Annotated in this window: 11 protein-coding genes, 1 tRNA gene and 2 pseudogenes; 7 read left to right on the top strand and 7 right to left on the bottom strand. The window is 68.1% G+C overall.

The features are described from left to right. Window positions 1–16: 16 nt before the first annotated feature. The 5 genes from J2X68_RS16105 to J2X68_RS16085 all read left to right on the top strand — a co-directional run bounded on the left by J2X68_RS16105 (window position 17) and on the right by J2X68_RS16085 (window position 4,876). Window positions 17–943, top strand: coding sequence for a metallophosphoesterase (locus J2X68_RS16105; protein WP_310433225.1), 927 nt, complete (start codon window positions 17–19; stop codon window positions 941–943). Window positions 944–1,197: 254 nt separating this feature from the next. Further along, on the top strand, window positions 1,198–1,983 hold the full coding sequence (locus J2X68_RS16100; protein ID WP_310433224.1) for a Pr6Pr family membrane protein: 786 nt from the start codon (window positions 1,198–1,200) through the stop codon (window positions 1,981–1,983). A 42-nt stretch (window positions 1,984–2,025) separates the two neighbouring features. Next, window positions 2,026–2,099 (top strand) — tRNA-Pro (locus J2X68_RS16095). Window positions 2,100–2,357: 258 nt separating this feature from the next. After that, window positions 2,358–3,146, top strand: a complete 789-nt coding sequence (locus J2X68_RS16090; protein ID WP_310433223.1) for a DUF1883 domain-containing protein — start codon at window positions 2,358–2,360, stop codon at window positions 3,144–3,146. Between the two features lie 704 nt (window positions 3,147–3,850). Continuing rightward, window positions 3,851–4,876 (top strand): hypothetical protein, encoded by a 1,026-nt coding sequence (locus tag J2X68_RS16085; RefSeq protein WP_310433222.1) that lies wholly within the window; start codon window positions 3,851–3,853, stop codon window positions 4,874–4,876. Here the strand turns inward: J2X68_RS16085 and J2X68_RS16080 are convergent. Both J2X68_RS16080 and J2X68_RS16075 read right to left on the bottom strand, forming a co-directional pair. Next, window positions 4,806–5,648, bottom strand: a complete 843-nt coding sequence (locus J2X68_RS16080) for a PE-PGRS family protein (RefSeq protein WP_310433221.1) — start codon at window positions 5,646–5,648, stop codon at window positions 4,806–4,808. The genes J2X68_RS16085 and J2X68_RS16080 overlap by 71 nt on opposite strands. Window positions 5,649–5,801: 153 nt before the next feature. Beyond that, window positions 5,802–6,959: pseudogene (locus tag J2X68_RS16075) on the bottom strand (LacI family DNA-binding transcriptional regulator); the annotation flags it as partial. On the opposite strand from J2X68_RS16075, the gene J2X68_RS16070 reads away from it, so the two are divergent. Further along, window positions 6,927–7,658 carry a hypothetical protein gene (locus tag J2X68_RS16070; RefSeq protein WP_310433220.1) on the top strand — a complete coding sequence of 244 codons (732 nt, stop codon included), beginning with the start codon at window positions 6,927–6,929 and terminating at the stop codon, window positions 7,656–7,658. The pseudogene J2X68_RS16075 and the gene J2X68_RS16070 sit on opposite strands and share 33 nt — an antisense overlap. Window positions 7,659–7,718: 60 nt before the next feature. Then, entirely contained in the window at window positions 7,719–8,072 is a 354-nt protein-coding gene (locus tag J2X68_RS16065) for a hypothetical protein (RefSeq protein WP_310433219.1), read from the top strand. A gap of 145 nt (window positions 8,073–8,217) precedes the next feature. Here the strand turns inward: J2X68_RS16065 and J2X68_RS16060 are convergent, their stop codons facing one another. The 5 genes and pseudogenes from J2X68_RS16060 to J2X68_RS16040 all read right to left on the bottom strand — a co-directional run bounded on the left by J2X68_RS16060 (window position 8,218) and on the right by J2X68_RS16040 (window position 12,510). Next, the gene (locus J2X68_RS16060) at window positions 8,218–8,685 is read right to left on the bottom strand and encodes a hypothetical protein (RefSeq protein ID WP_310433218.1); all 468 of its coding nucleotides are present in this window, start codon (window positions 8,683–8,685) and stop codon (window positions 8,218–8,220) included. A 25-nt stretch (window positions 8,686–8,710) separates the two neighbouring features. Next, on the bottom strand, window positions 8,711–9,409 hold the full coding sequence (locus J2X68_RS16055) for a hypothetical protein (protein ID WP_310433217.1): 699 nt from the start codon (window positions 9,407–9,409) through the stop codon (window positions 8,711–8,713). A gap of 93 nt (window positions 9,410–9,502) precedes the next feature. After that, on the bottom strand, window positions 9,503–9,955 hold the full coding sequence (locus J2X68_RS16050; protein ID WP_310433216.1) for a hypothetical protein: 453 nt from the start codon (window positions 9,953–9,955) through the stop codon (window positions 9,503–9,505). A 95-nt stretch (window positions 9,956–10,050) separates the two neighbouring features. Further along, window positions 10,051–10,720, bottom strand: a pseudogene (locus J2X68_RS16045) (DUF317 domain-containing protein). A gap of 842 nt (window positions 10,721–11,562) precedes the next feature. After that, entirely contained in the window at window positions 11,563–12,510 is a 948-nt protein-coding gene (locus J2X68_RS16040) for a hypothetical protein (protein WP_310433215.1), read from the bottom strand. Window positions 12,511–12,521: the final 11 nt, after the last annotated feature.

The following is a 12,521-nucleotide window of genomic DNA, read 5'->3' as shown; positions in this document are numbered from 1 at the left end:
CTGACACGATGGGCGTATGCGCGCGCGATACGGAGTACCTCTGTCCCTTGCGGCGGCCGGCGCCGCCGGTCTGGTGTACGCGGCGGGCTTCGAAGCCCGCTCCTTCCGGCTGCGGCGGGTGACGGTCCCCGTCCTGCCGGCCGGGATGCCTCCCCTGCGCGTGTTGCAGGTCTCGGACATCCACATGGTCGGCGGGCAGCGCAAGAAGCAGCGCTGGCTCCGCTCCCTGGCCGGCCTGCGCCCCGACTTCGTGATCAACACCGGCGACAACCTGTCCGACCCGGACGGCGTGCCCGAGGTCCTGGACGCCCTCGGCCCGCTGATGGAGTTCCCGGGCGCGTACGTCTTCGGCTCGAACGACTACTACGGCCCGACGCTGCGCAACCCCGCCCGCTATCTCTTCGAGAAGGTCCAGGGACGCCACGGCCTGAACGGCAACGCGCCCGCCGTCAACGTGGTCCACAACCCGTGGGAAGACCTGCGCGACGGCTTCGACGCGGCGGGCTGGCTGAACCTGACGAACACCCGGGGCGTGCTGAAGGTCGAGGGCGTCTCGGTCGAGCTCACGGGCCTGGACGACCCGCACATCAAGCGTGACCGCTACGCACGGGTGGCCGGCGGCCCGTCGCCGTCGTCCGACTTCTCGATGGGCGTGGTGCACGCGCCGTACCTGCGGGTCCTGGACGCCTACGCGGCGGACGACTACCCCCTGATCCTGGCCGGCCACACGCACGGCGGCCAGCTATGCATCCCCTTCTACGGCGCCCTGGTCACCAACTGCGACCTGGACACGGAGCGCGTGAAGGGCCTGTCGACGCACACGGCGGAGGGGCGTACGTCCTACCTGCACGTGTCCGCGGGCTGCGGAACGAGCCGCTACACCCCGGTGCGGTTCGCCTGCCCGCCGGAGGTGACCTTGCTGACGCTGGTCGAGAAGGAGTAGGGCGGGGAGCAGCAAGGGCCAGAATCGGACACGAGGACCGGGCGGGAGAGGACCGGACGGGAGAGGACCGGGAAGGCGCCGGCGGCGGGCTTCTCAGCGTGAGGACCACTGGGCCGACCAGGCACCCCCTCCCCTCGCCCCGTCCCCTCGCCCCCTCCCTCCCTCTCGGCCCGTGGGCCCTTGGCCTGTCCCGGCGTTCCCCCGAACGGCTCTCCCATATCGCCCGTTCTGTCCCGCTTGCCTAGCTTGAGGGTATGACCGCGCCGATACCCAGGGACATCCCGGATCTGCCCGCGATCCCGCGGACCCACGCGCTACTGCTCTCCTCCGTCCCCGCCTCGGCGGTGGTCGCCCCCGCACGCCGCCCCCTGGCCGCCGTGCTGCGCCTGCTCCTGGCCGCCACCGCGGCCGCGGGCGTGACGCTCGCCCTCCTGCTCGGCAGCCCCTTGCGCGTGCTGAGCCACTTCGCGATCCAGAGCAACATCCTGCTCGCTCTGGTCACGCTGCTGTCCGCCCGCCGCGCGTGGACGGCCCGCCGACCCCTCCCCGCCGCCCTGACGGGTGCCGCACTGCTCTACGTCACGATCACGGGCCTCGTCTACCACCTGCTCCTGACGAACGCGGCGGCCCCCTACTCGGTGACCGGCACGACGACCGCCCCCACGGGCTGGCACATGGTCGCCGGCCACCTCGTCCACACGGTGACGCCGACAGCCGCCGTCCTGGACTGGCTGCTGCTGACACCCCCGGGCCGGATGCGGCTGCGCCGGGCCGCCACCTGGATGATCTACCCCGTGGTCTACCTGGCCTTCTCCCTCACTCGCGCCCAGCTGATCCCCACGGGCACCCCGGGCCGCTACCTCTACCCCTTCTTCGACGTCGAGGCCCACGGCTACCGACACGCCCTCGCCAACGCCCTCCTCCTCGGCCTCTCCTTCTACGCCCTCGCGGTCCTCCTCGTGGCCCTCGACCACGCCCGCCCGAACCCGATCAGCCACCGCATCAAAACCGGATTTCGTCTCGGGCCACCGGTGGGCTAAAGTAAACGACGTCGCCGCGACAAGCAGGACAAGCAGCGACATCGGGGTGTAGCGCAGCTTGGCAGCGCGCTTCGTTCGGGACGAAGAGGTCGTGGGTTCAAATCCCGCCACCCCGACAGATGAAACACCAGGTCAGGCCCGGTTCTGAGAGATCAGAACCGGGCCTGATTTGCTTTGTGGGCCCAGTTTGGGAGCCATTTGGGAGCCGACCTCAGTGAGCGGCTCCCGGGCGGCTCCCCGAGTCCTAGCGCCAGGGGAGAGACGAGCGTCCAGCCGACGTGGGCTTCCACCCCGCTTCAGACATCGTCGCCTCCGATTGTCAGTGGCAGTCCTTACTCTGAGACGTGCTCGGCCGCACATCTCCAGGAGCACCCGTGGACTACTTCTACAAAGACCTCGGCAACCTCAAGAGAGGTTCCACGGTCATCGTCACCCTGCGCAACCAAGCCAACGTCCAGGTGATGACGCGCAGCGAGTACAGCAAATACAAGTCGGGGAAGAGATACCGGTACCTGGGCGGTCGCATCACTCGCTCGCCTCACCAGATCACCATCCCCAGTAACGGACAGTGGGTCGTGGCCATCGACCTTGGCGGCTATTCCGGTCGCATCTCTGCGTCTGTCCAAGTCCAGCCACCTCCGCGGGGCTTCCTGCCCCCGGCCCGCGACCCACAGGGCAGTCCGGCCCGCTCCGTCGCGGTCCATGAACCGGAGGAGCCTACTGGCGACATACTTGGTGGCCAGACCTGGGACGTCTTCATCTCCCACGCGTCCGAGGACAAAGGAGCTGTTGCCCGCCCCCTTCGAGACGCGCTTACCAAGCTGGGTGTGACTGTCTGGCTCGACGAAGCCCAGATGCGGATCGGCCACAGCCTCCGCCGCAAGATCGATGAAGGGATCAGGGCGAGCCGCTTCGGCATCGTAGTGCTCTCGGCCCCCTTCTTCGCCAAGGGTTGGACCAACCACGAACTCGACGGACTCGTCACCCGTAATGTGGCCGGGGAGCAATCACTCCTGCCAATCTGGCACAACCTGAGTGCAGAAGACGTCCGGCGCTACAGCCCCTCCCTCGCAGACAAAGTGGCGATGAGCACCAGCGACTACTCCATCGAGGAGATCGCGCAGCAGATCGCTGACGTGGTTCAGGAGGAAAGCGCCGCTTAGCTCCAGAGCACCAGCACGCCGCTTCGGTGTGCACCGGTTCCAGCGAGTCGTGGGCTTGTGCCGGAGAGACCACAGACGGTACGACGATCGCCATGCACCCTTGGTCTCCGTTAAATGACCGGCAGCTCGCACTCCTCACCCGCATCGGGGGCGGAACCGACCCCGTCACGTCCAACAGCCCCGAGCTCGCCGTCACGGCTCGCGCGCTCAGGGACCGGGGCTTGGTGACCATGCCCAGGAAGAAGGGGAGGTGGCAGGCGGAGATCACTGACGCGGGACGCTTCTACCTGGAGCACGGGCATCATCCCGACCGTCCGGAGTTGGCTCCACGCAAGCCTCGCGCGGCGGCGTCTGAAGCCGGGGCGCCCGTTGCCGCTGGTCCGTCGCAGGATGCCGATCCTCCGGCCGAGACAAAGCCCGCCCCGAAACGGGCTGTGAAACCCCCGCGCCCGTCGCCAGCAGCTGTCGGGCCGGCGCTCATCGCGCAGGTGCAGGAGGCCGGACGATTTCTTCGGATCCCTGACCCCAGCGCGGAGGAACGGGCTCGGTATCGCAGGGCGTTCGACGCAGCCCGGCAGTGCGCTCCGGATGGGTACCACCTGAAGTACAGCGGGCGGGCGAAGGGGGACTTCTTCCTCGGTCTGCTGAGGGTGTCTGGCGAGGACGACACCGAGTGGAACCGAATCCGACTGGCGCGAAGCCGAGTGATCACCGATATCGAGGACGTGCTCGCCGCGGTCACCAAGGACCACAGCGCCTTCGAGATCTCCGACGAGGTCCTACCGAGGGTGCTCGCGCTGCTCCGGCTGCTCGCCGAACAGGCCCTCGCGCGGTACGGCGAGATCGCGGTGTCCAAGAAGCGCAGGCAGCCGAGGCCGCTGCTCACTGTCCACGGCAGGACGTACGAGGTCGGCTTCCGTGAGCGGCAGAAGCAGGTCCGCTACGTCCCCAAGCAACCAGGTCGGCGCACGTACGACTGGCAGCGGGTCACGCCGACCCACAAGTTCGAGCCGTCCGGCGAACTGGAGCTGCTGGTCAGCGAGAACTCGGGTTACAGCTACAACTACGGCTGGAAGAAGGAATGGGCCGACACGGCCAAGAAGCCGTTGGAGGAGCAGATCGCCTCAATCTTCCGGGCGTTGAAAGCACGTGCGGAGGAGCAGGAGCGGGCCCGGCTGGAACGAGAGGCCGAGCAACGGCGTCTGCGAGAGGAACGGGAGCACCAGGAGGCCGAGCGCCGACGACTTGCAGCGGAGCGGGAGGAACGCGAGCGGCGGGAGTGGGAGGCCGCGGTAAGTGCGGCCTCGATCAAGGCGGTTCACGCGGTACGGGCCGAGCACTTCGGCACGGCCCTGGAGCAGTGGCGGGCCGCCGGTGAGATCCGGGCCTTCTGTGCTGCGCTGGATGACGTCGCCGCCGCATCGGAGGACGCCCTCGAAGTTGAGAGGCTGCGCGAGTGGTCGGCTTGGGGGAACACAGAGGCCGATCAGCTCGACCCCACGACGAATGGCAGGGGTCTGGCCGCCGGTGACTTCAACGTGGAGCCGACGCAGAAGCAGCTGCGACCGTTCCTCGACGGCTGGCGGCCGGACCGGCCGGAGAAGGAGCCTCCGGCTCAGCCAACGCTTCCCAAGCCGGAGCCGGACTCATGGCGCGGCGTCATCGACGCACATCAGGATCAAGGGTGGCGATATGGACGCCAAGGTCGCGCTCAATGGTGGAAGCGATGACGCCGTGACCTCGGTCGCGTAGAGCCTTGACCGCCTTCTCGACGAGTCCCCCGAGCCTGATGACCTCGGCGCGAAGGGCGACCAACTCGTCGTAGCGGTCGGCCTTGTCTTCGCCGCACCAGGCCCGGACGGTTCGCAAGACAGCTGCCTCTGCGTCCAGCTTCCGGTCGTCCCGCCGGCTGTAGGAGTACCAAGAGGACTGGGCACGCTCCTGTTCGATGCCCTGCTGCTTGCGGTCCACCTCCGGAAGGATCTCGTCGGCGAGACGGCCGGCCACTTGGCGGGCGACGCGCTCGGTGACCGGCCACCCAGCCAGACACATGCCGTGGCGGTTCTCGTGCACCATGGCGTCACCGCGGAGTTCAGCTGCGTCGATGCCGATGAGCGGTGCCGTCTCGTCGAGGCGGCTCAGCTCCAGGACCCCGGCGTCGGCCACTGTTCGGCGCAGGCGGAGCCTGTTCTTCGGACGGACGAAGCCGAGGATCATGCGGGCGGCCTCGAAATCCGTGCTGCCCCGGACGTGGCGAGAGGACTCCGCCAGCACCAGCTCCGCCGCGTCATCCGCGCGGAACGTATCAACATCCGCCCACGGCGCTACGAGAGAGCCGGAACTGACCCACTCCTGCAGGCCAGCGGCATCGCCTTCGAGAAACCGCACGTGGATCCAGCCAGACCTGCCGGAGCTGCCCACGCGTATGACCTCGACCTGGCGGACCTCGCTACCCAGGTCCTTCGGCCTCGCGCGGTACGCCCAGTGCTCGCCAATCTCCATGTGCCTATTGAGCCAGGTCCCTTGGCCCTCTCACCGGGCGTTTGCCATAACCTCCGGAGCGAGGTGACCTCCACGAGGTTGACGCTGCCCCCGCAAGGTGTCGCCGGAGACGGGCTGTCCCTCTGGTGGTGACCACCATAGGTGCAGCAGCAGTCACCGCTGGGACTCCGCAGGCTTACGTGATTCCCTGCGCGCACGTAGGAGATCATCGAGTACGCGCACGGGTGACGTGGGGCTCATCGCCAGGCGGGTGTCGAGTGCCGCCTCCCACTGCTCGGTCAGTCCAAGCATGAGGCGTTTTCGCATTCCGGGTGTGACGTGGGCGTAGCGCGCGGAGACCGAGCCGTCGATGTGGCCCATGCGGTCGTCCATGAGGACCTTCTCGGTGCCGAGGTCCTCCATCACGGTCCGGTGGGTATGGCGGAGGCCGTGGGGTGTAAGGCCCTTGGCGATCGGGAGCCAGCAGGCGTCGGCACGGTCGCTGGCGCCACGCCCCCGGGCTGGGACGCCGGGCCACGGCTCGCCGAGGAGAGGTACGGGGCGGGCTTCCTGCGGCGCCTTCTTTGGGTACCAGCCGGAGACCGCCGGGGTGAACAGCCAGGTGGCAAAGCCGTTTCGGCGCCAGTGGGCTGCGTGCTGCGGTACCGCGCCGCCGCGCACGAATCCCAGGTCTGCGATGGCCTGTTCCACCCTGACCCGCTTGGCTTCGGTGACGCGGTCGGGGTGGTTGAGGACGTTGGACACCGTGCCGGTGGAGACTTCGGCTCGGCGTGCGACGTCGACGAGCTTTGCGCCGTGGTGGCCGCCGGTGCGGGCCGTGCCCTGGCCCCGGAAGACGTAGGTCTTGCCGTGGCACGAGCAGGGTTTCGGCTTCGTGCGGGCGACGTGGTTGGCGACCAGGGCCGACAGCCAGTCCATCACGTCGATGGTGCGGTAGCTGTCGTCCTTGGGTAGGCAGTGAACCAGCTCGCCGGTGTCGAGTTCGTACAGCTGCCATTCGACGCGGACGGCCCCGGAGCGGGCGAACTCCGTCTCCAGGCCGACGATTTCGCCCCAGCGCATGCCGGTGTAGCCCTTGAGGACGACGGCGACGAACTCGTCGTCGCGGCCGGAGAGCAGGGCGGCTCGCTCCGCGGTCAGCAGGGTGCCGAGGGGGTCGGTGACGACCTTCTCCGGGCCGCGGTCGCGGGAGCGTCCGGCGCGCTTGCCACGTCCGCGCCGTCTGGCGGCCGGGTTCGAGGTGATCAGGCCCTCGTCGATCGCATCCTCGAAGATCAGGTGGAGCGTCGAGCGCCAGGTCTTGACGCCGGCCACGACAAGACCGCGCGTGAGCGGCTGCGGCACGTCGTGCGTACCGCGCTGTCCCACGCGAAGGATCTGGAGGAGTTCTTCAACCTGCTCGCCGATGCCGGCCTTCACGTCGAGACCCGCACACTGCCCTCCGGCGACCTCGGCGGCTACAAGGTCGCCCTGTCCGACGACGGCACGCCCATCTGGTTCTCCGGCTCCAGCCTCGCCACCGACCTGTCCCTCCCCCAGATCCAACAGCGCCTGACCGCCACCGAGGCGCAGCCCACCGCAGCCTCATCAGCTCGCCAGCACCGCCCCAGCCCATGGCATGTGGCCACCGCTGCCGCCGAACGCATCCCCCACCACCTCGCCCACGCCGACGACGGCGCCGTCCAGGCCCACCTCACCGTCTTCGGCGAAGTCCTCTACGCGCTACCCGCCCATGCTCCTGTCCGACTCCAGGCCGAACTCCACCGTGCGGCTGCCGCCTTCGAACACGCCGCCCACACCCGCGCCCGCGCCGACCACCAGCACGCCCGCGCACTGCGGGGCGCGCTCAAGGCCATGCGCTACCAGCCTGCGGACCACACCGGGCTGGCCATGCTCTTGGACGCCGCCATCCTCGTCGTCCTCGCAGTCCAGCGCCGCAGCGCACTGCACCACCACGACCGGCAGGTGGCCGCCGCCCGTCAGACGCTCACCCACCTGCAAGCCGCCTAGGACCAGATAGCCCCCACCAGCCTCACTGAACTCGGCAGGCACTATCCCTCCGACAACACCGTGCACCGGTACGTCCGCGCCCTGTACGAGGTCCTGCCCCGCCACGCCAAACAGATCCTCACGGAGAACGCCTGGTCCGCCCTCACCGCCGCCCTCGCCGCCGCCGAAGTCGCTGGCCACAACCCGGCCACCGTCCTCCAGCAGGCAGCCCAGCACCGCCCCTTGGACGACGCGAAGTCAGCATCCGAGGTCCTCGTCTGGCGCATCCAACGCCTCGGCGACCGGCATGCACCCGGCCCCGGCGCACGAGCCGCGCAGGCCCGCCGCCTTCCCGCTCAGACCGCCCCGCAGACCGATCCCGGGCTCCCGGGCGCGTACACGCCGCCTACATCCCACGCCGGACGGTCCCGCTGAGCCGGAGCCCCTGGCGCGGGCCACGAGAAACGACACCACGCGCAGCCACGGACCGGCACGAAGCCGACGGACTGTAGCTGCACATCCCCGGTTACCGAAACCGGGGATTCTCCGGACCCTATGTGTTGCCCCACCGCCCCACCCCTCAACAAGGAGCACCCGCATCCTCCTCATCGAACCCCGCCGACACGTCGTCGCTCAGCTGTGCGGCGCGTACTTCAAGTACCACGCCAGCACCAAGACCTGGCGCCACGACGATGGAGGCCCCTTCACCAAGGCGGAACAGGCCGCCGCCCTCGCGCCCACCATCAACGAGGTCAAAGAGGCGAAGAAGCAGATTGACCGGTATCACGAGTACCTGCAGACCTGGCTCGAAGCCCCCGAGGTCCTGGACCGCTTCCTCGCCCCCTTCCTGGACCAGCTCGACGAGCAGTCCTTCGGCAAGGCCATCGACATCATGAACAAGAACGAGCGGTTGAAGCTCCAGCGGCTGGTCAACGCGGCGGCCGAACCGGTCCGTCCGTTCACCCCGTACACCTTCTGACAGACGACGGCACCGACCGCACCCCCAGATGAGGAAGGGGGCCGGTGACCGGGAAACCATCCCGGTCACCGCACCCCCTTCGTGTCCCCTGCAGTCACCGTGTGCGCTGTACTTTGTCAACGGCCTTCGCCAAGTGCGCGTCGACAACACCCGGCGAGCCGGAAACGACCACGAGAACGTTGGCGATACGGATCACCGTCTGCTGGACAACGCTGCGCTGCCGGCCGACGGAATAGGTGAGCAGCTGGCTCCACTGCTCGTCGCCGAGAGGCGGCGCGGCCATCTCCTCGGTGCCCATGTCGACGGAGGTACTGCCCACGAAGACCTGGTACGTGGGGCAGGAGATCATTGCGTCGAAGATCCGGCTCACGCCCCTGGAGAGCTTTGCGGCGGAGTCGCTGTACAGCTCCTCAGCCACCTCCGAGTCACTGCCGCCCGTATAAGTGAAGGACGCCTTCGCCCTGCGGGGGAAGTCGAGGCTGTCGCCGACAGCCGCGTCACCGCCGAGCTTCTCCAACGCTGGGCAACCGGAAACGACGACATCGTCCTGCGGCCTGGGCTGCTGCGGCTTGCGGATGTAACCCTCGCCAAGATCACTCTCATCCAACAGGCGCTTGCTCAGCGCCGCCGAGGACAACAGCTCGGGCACCGGGGAGTGCTTGCCCTCCTGCTGTGTGGGCGCGGAGTCGGAGGAGACCGGATCGTCGGCGGGCGTACTGCCTGTGGTGCAGCCAGCCAGGGCCAGGACGGCGAGGGCGCTCAGGCTGCGAACGGTCGTGGTGTGAAGGCGCATGCGGAACCCCAAAATCGCTACGGAACGAACGGTCTGACCAGCCGGGCCTCCGGCGCCGGCGAAATGCAGGGGTATGGAGTGGGGTTTCGGGGGTCAGTGGCCGAGGTGGCGCAACCCGTCCTCAAGGGTGGGGTGCCAGTGATCGACCGGACCGGAGTTGCGGTTGTACCAGGCCGCGTCCAGACGGGGCTCCATCACCTGGTGGCCGGCCCGGCAGCGCAGCCACACCGAGTCGTCGCGAAGGCAGAAGACGATCCAGTCCCGGTACGCGCCGCACGTCGGGCACGCGCGGATCTCACGGTCGATGACGAGCGGCTGCATCCACCGCATCATCGCTCCCTCGACGTCCTGTCGGGACGGCGCCCGCAGGTCGGCTGGTGGGAAATCCGGCATCATGGTCACCGAGGCCGATCCGGTCGACATCGGCGCCTCGGCACGGACGATGTCGAATGGCAGAAGCTCGTGTGCATGCATCTGCAGCAGCGCGAACGCCTCACGTTGGGCCTCACGGAACTCGCGGTCTGCGCGAGCACGTCGTCGGAACATGCGGTCTCCATCTCGTCATCTGACGGACACAGGGGAACGTGTACTCAGGGGAATTGGCGACGAACAGCACAACAAGCACTGCAGGGCGCGGATCGTCAGCTGCGGCGGACGAAGTTGAGCCGACCCTCCGCGCTCTTGGGCACGGTGCGGCGGGGCACCGGGACCGGTGAGGCGAGCGAGGACGCGAATGCCGCGACCAGGTCATGGGGGACGCTGGCACTGAAGCTGGCGCACCACAGATATGGGGCGCCGAGAACGGGTTCCGCCCACGCCTGGGTGCGGATCCGCGTCCTGGACAAGCGGCGGCTGCAGTCCCAGGGAGACGGTGGCGGAGAACCCGGGGTCCATGGCGGTGGTGTGGGGGCAGTCCACGTCACGGATCCAGCCTTGGGCACCGACTGCGTTGAGGACCGTCTCGGGCCCTTCGAAGCCAGCGTCCGGCACCTCACGGTCGTCGAGCGCGACAATGAGATCAGCGAGCGCCTCGTACGGGACGCCGGCAGTGAAGTACGCGTTCCACTCCGTCATCGCGGAGGCAGCATGCGGGCGGGCACTCAGTTGCCAAGCAACGGGCAGTCCGCCCAGCTCGAACGGGTAGGCCGCGAGGATCCACTCGGCGCCGCGCAGCCCGTCCGGGCTCACATACAGCAGGGTGTGGCGGGAGGTGGGCAACATGCGCCAGCCGAGGCCGGCCAGGGTGTCGCCGATCCGCTCGGCGAGCGCGCCGTCGTCACCGGCAAGGTGGCGCGGAGTGACCCAGTACATCGGGTCTGGCATGTCGGAACGAGAGGGGTCACTGGGGTGGTGCGGGTGCAGGGGCGCCTCCGTGGGCTCGGACGTCAGTTCTTCTGGCAGGCGTTGTACGTTGACATGCCGTGCCGCAGCGCACCAGTCCTTTCAGGATCTTTCCTGTCTGCCCCCGGCGAACTGGTGTCTGTTGTCAACGAAGCCAGCCGCTTTGCCATCCAACCCAGTCGAATCGCGGTGATCTCTCGGTGTCGCCGCAATGGACACCGCCGCCATGGCGTTACGCGTGAGCTGCACGCTCTCGGATGGGACACTTGGTCACATGAAAGAGGTGCGCTGCGAGCGATGCGACAACATCATCGGCATGGGGTGCGCCTGCCCTCCTGATGGCAGCGTGCCCAAGGCGCACCCGGAGGAAAGGTGTGTTCGACAGGAGTGGCGGCGGTTCCCCGGCAACGCCATCTTGATCAAACAGAATGGTAAGGCGCACGTTCCAGGCGCCTGCGATCACATGACAGAAGACGAGGTGCGGCCTCCGAAGTGGGGTTGGATTCTCGATCCGTCCCCCGGAGATTGGGGCCGTATCAGCGAAAGCAGCCCAGCCATGGCCACTGAGGGGAACGCGCAGCTGCGGGCGACGAGCCGGTGCATGACGTGCATGGGGACTCTCGGCGGCTGATGAGCTGCAGGGCGTGCTGTGCTGTGGGATAGCTGACCAGAGGACCGACGGCTTGCCGTCGGCCCTCATTCGTTTCGTGGTTCTGGGCACGCCGGATGCGGCACGACTCGGTTCGATTGGAACAACTGGCGAAGGACAGATTTGCCCCGGTAAGCGGACTCGACTCACTGGAGGTCTTCCTTCAGATGCCCAGCTCCTCCTCGATCGCCATGGTCACGGCTGGCCATGGGACCTTCGGTTCACCGAACAGTCGCCAATAGCGATACGACGCGCGAACCAGGGAGCTGACACCCAGCCTCGCCGCACCCGGGTCGATCGTTCCGATCACCCGGCGGGTGATCCCGCCGGCTCCGCGCGCTGCGGGACGGACACCGTGTGCAAGGAGGAGAGTGGCCGTGCGGACGGCGTCCAGGGTCGGCGGGGGCGCCAGGGACGCGAACTGGCCGAAGACGAGCTCCCTCCACCTCAGCCTCGTCCTCGCCCAGGCCAGCCGTTCCAGCCCGGTGCCGAGGTCTACGGCCATGCGTGCGGGGTTGTCGGCATTCCAAAGAAGGACGATGTCGCCGAGAGGCAGATCGAGGTGGTTGAAGCGAAGAGTGATGCCTTCGACTTGGCGGCGCCGCCATGCTGCCACCTTGCCGTTGATGCTGATGTGGCGCGCGTGGAAACCCAGTCGCGACAGCACGCTGAGCCAGCCGTCCAAGATCCCCCCGTACTCGTCGATGCACTGAATCGGCTGGACGCGGGAGACGTTGACAAACGAGGTCAGAAACCCTTCCCGGAGGTCGCCCGTTGCGTCACGCTGCCCGGTGAAACGGACAACAGGCTGGGGCAGGAAGCCGCTGCGGTAGGTCAGCGGACGCCCGTCCTTGAGGAGGGGGTCAAGGGCTTGGACGGCCGAGATCGTCAGCTCGGTCTCGCGGCCCCACCGAATTGGCAGGCAGGCGTCCTGCGAGACGCCCTGGGCCGCGAAGCCCGCCTTGAGCCCTGCCAGTAGCTCTTCCCACGACGGGGCCTGACGAGGCGGACAGTACGGCGATCCTCTGTGCGCATGCTCAATCGCGATCCGTCCGTCGGAGACGGTGAACTCCCATTGCGCTCCGAGGGCTTGACGGAGGACCGCAGGCAAGCGGGCCTCCG

This window comes from Streptomyces sp. 3330, from assembly GCF_031456635.1.
In the GTDB taxonomy this organism is placed as follows: domain Bacteria; phylum Actinomycetota; class Actinomycetes; order Streptomycetales; family Streptomycetaceae; genus Streptomyces.
Note: the sequence above shows the minus strand (reverse complement) of the source record. Positions and strands in the feature narration are given on the sequence as shown.

Bases quoted from the DNA above. Each gene is read 5' to 3' on its own strand.
- J2X68_RS16080 (WP_310433221.1), bottom strand. From the start codon at position 5,648: ATGGAGATTGGCGAGCACTGGGCGTACCGCGCGAGGCCGAAGGACCTG.
- J2X68_RS16050 (WP_310433216.1), bottom strand. From the start codon at position 9,955: ATGTTCCGACGACGTGCTCGCGCAGACCGCGAGTTCCGTGAGGCCCAA.
- J2X68_RS16105 (WP_310433225.1), top strand. From the start codon at position 17: ATGCGCGCGCGATACGGAGTACCTCTGTCCCTTGCGGCGGCCGGCGCC.
- J2X68_RS16055 (WP_310433217.1), bottom strand. From the start codon at position 9,409: ATGCGCCTTCACACCACGACCGTTCGCAGCCTGAGCGCCCTCGCCGTC.
- J2X68_RS16100 (WP_310433224.1), top strand. From the start codon at position 1,198: ATGACCGCGCCGATACCCAGGGACATCCCGGATCTGCCCGCGATCCCG.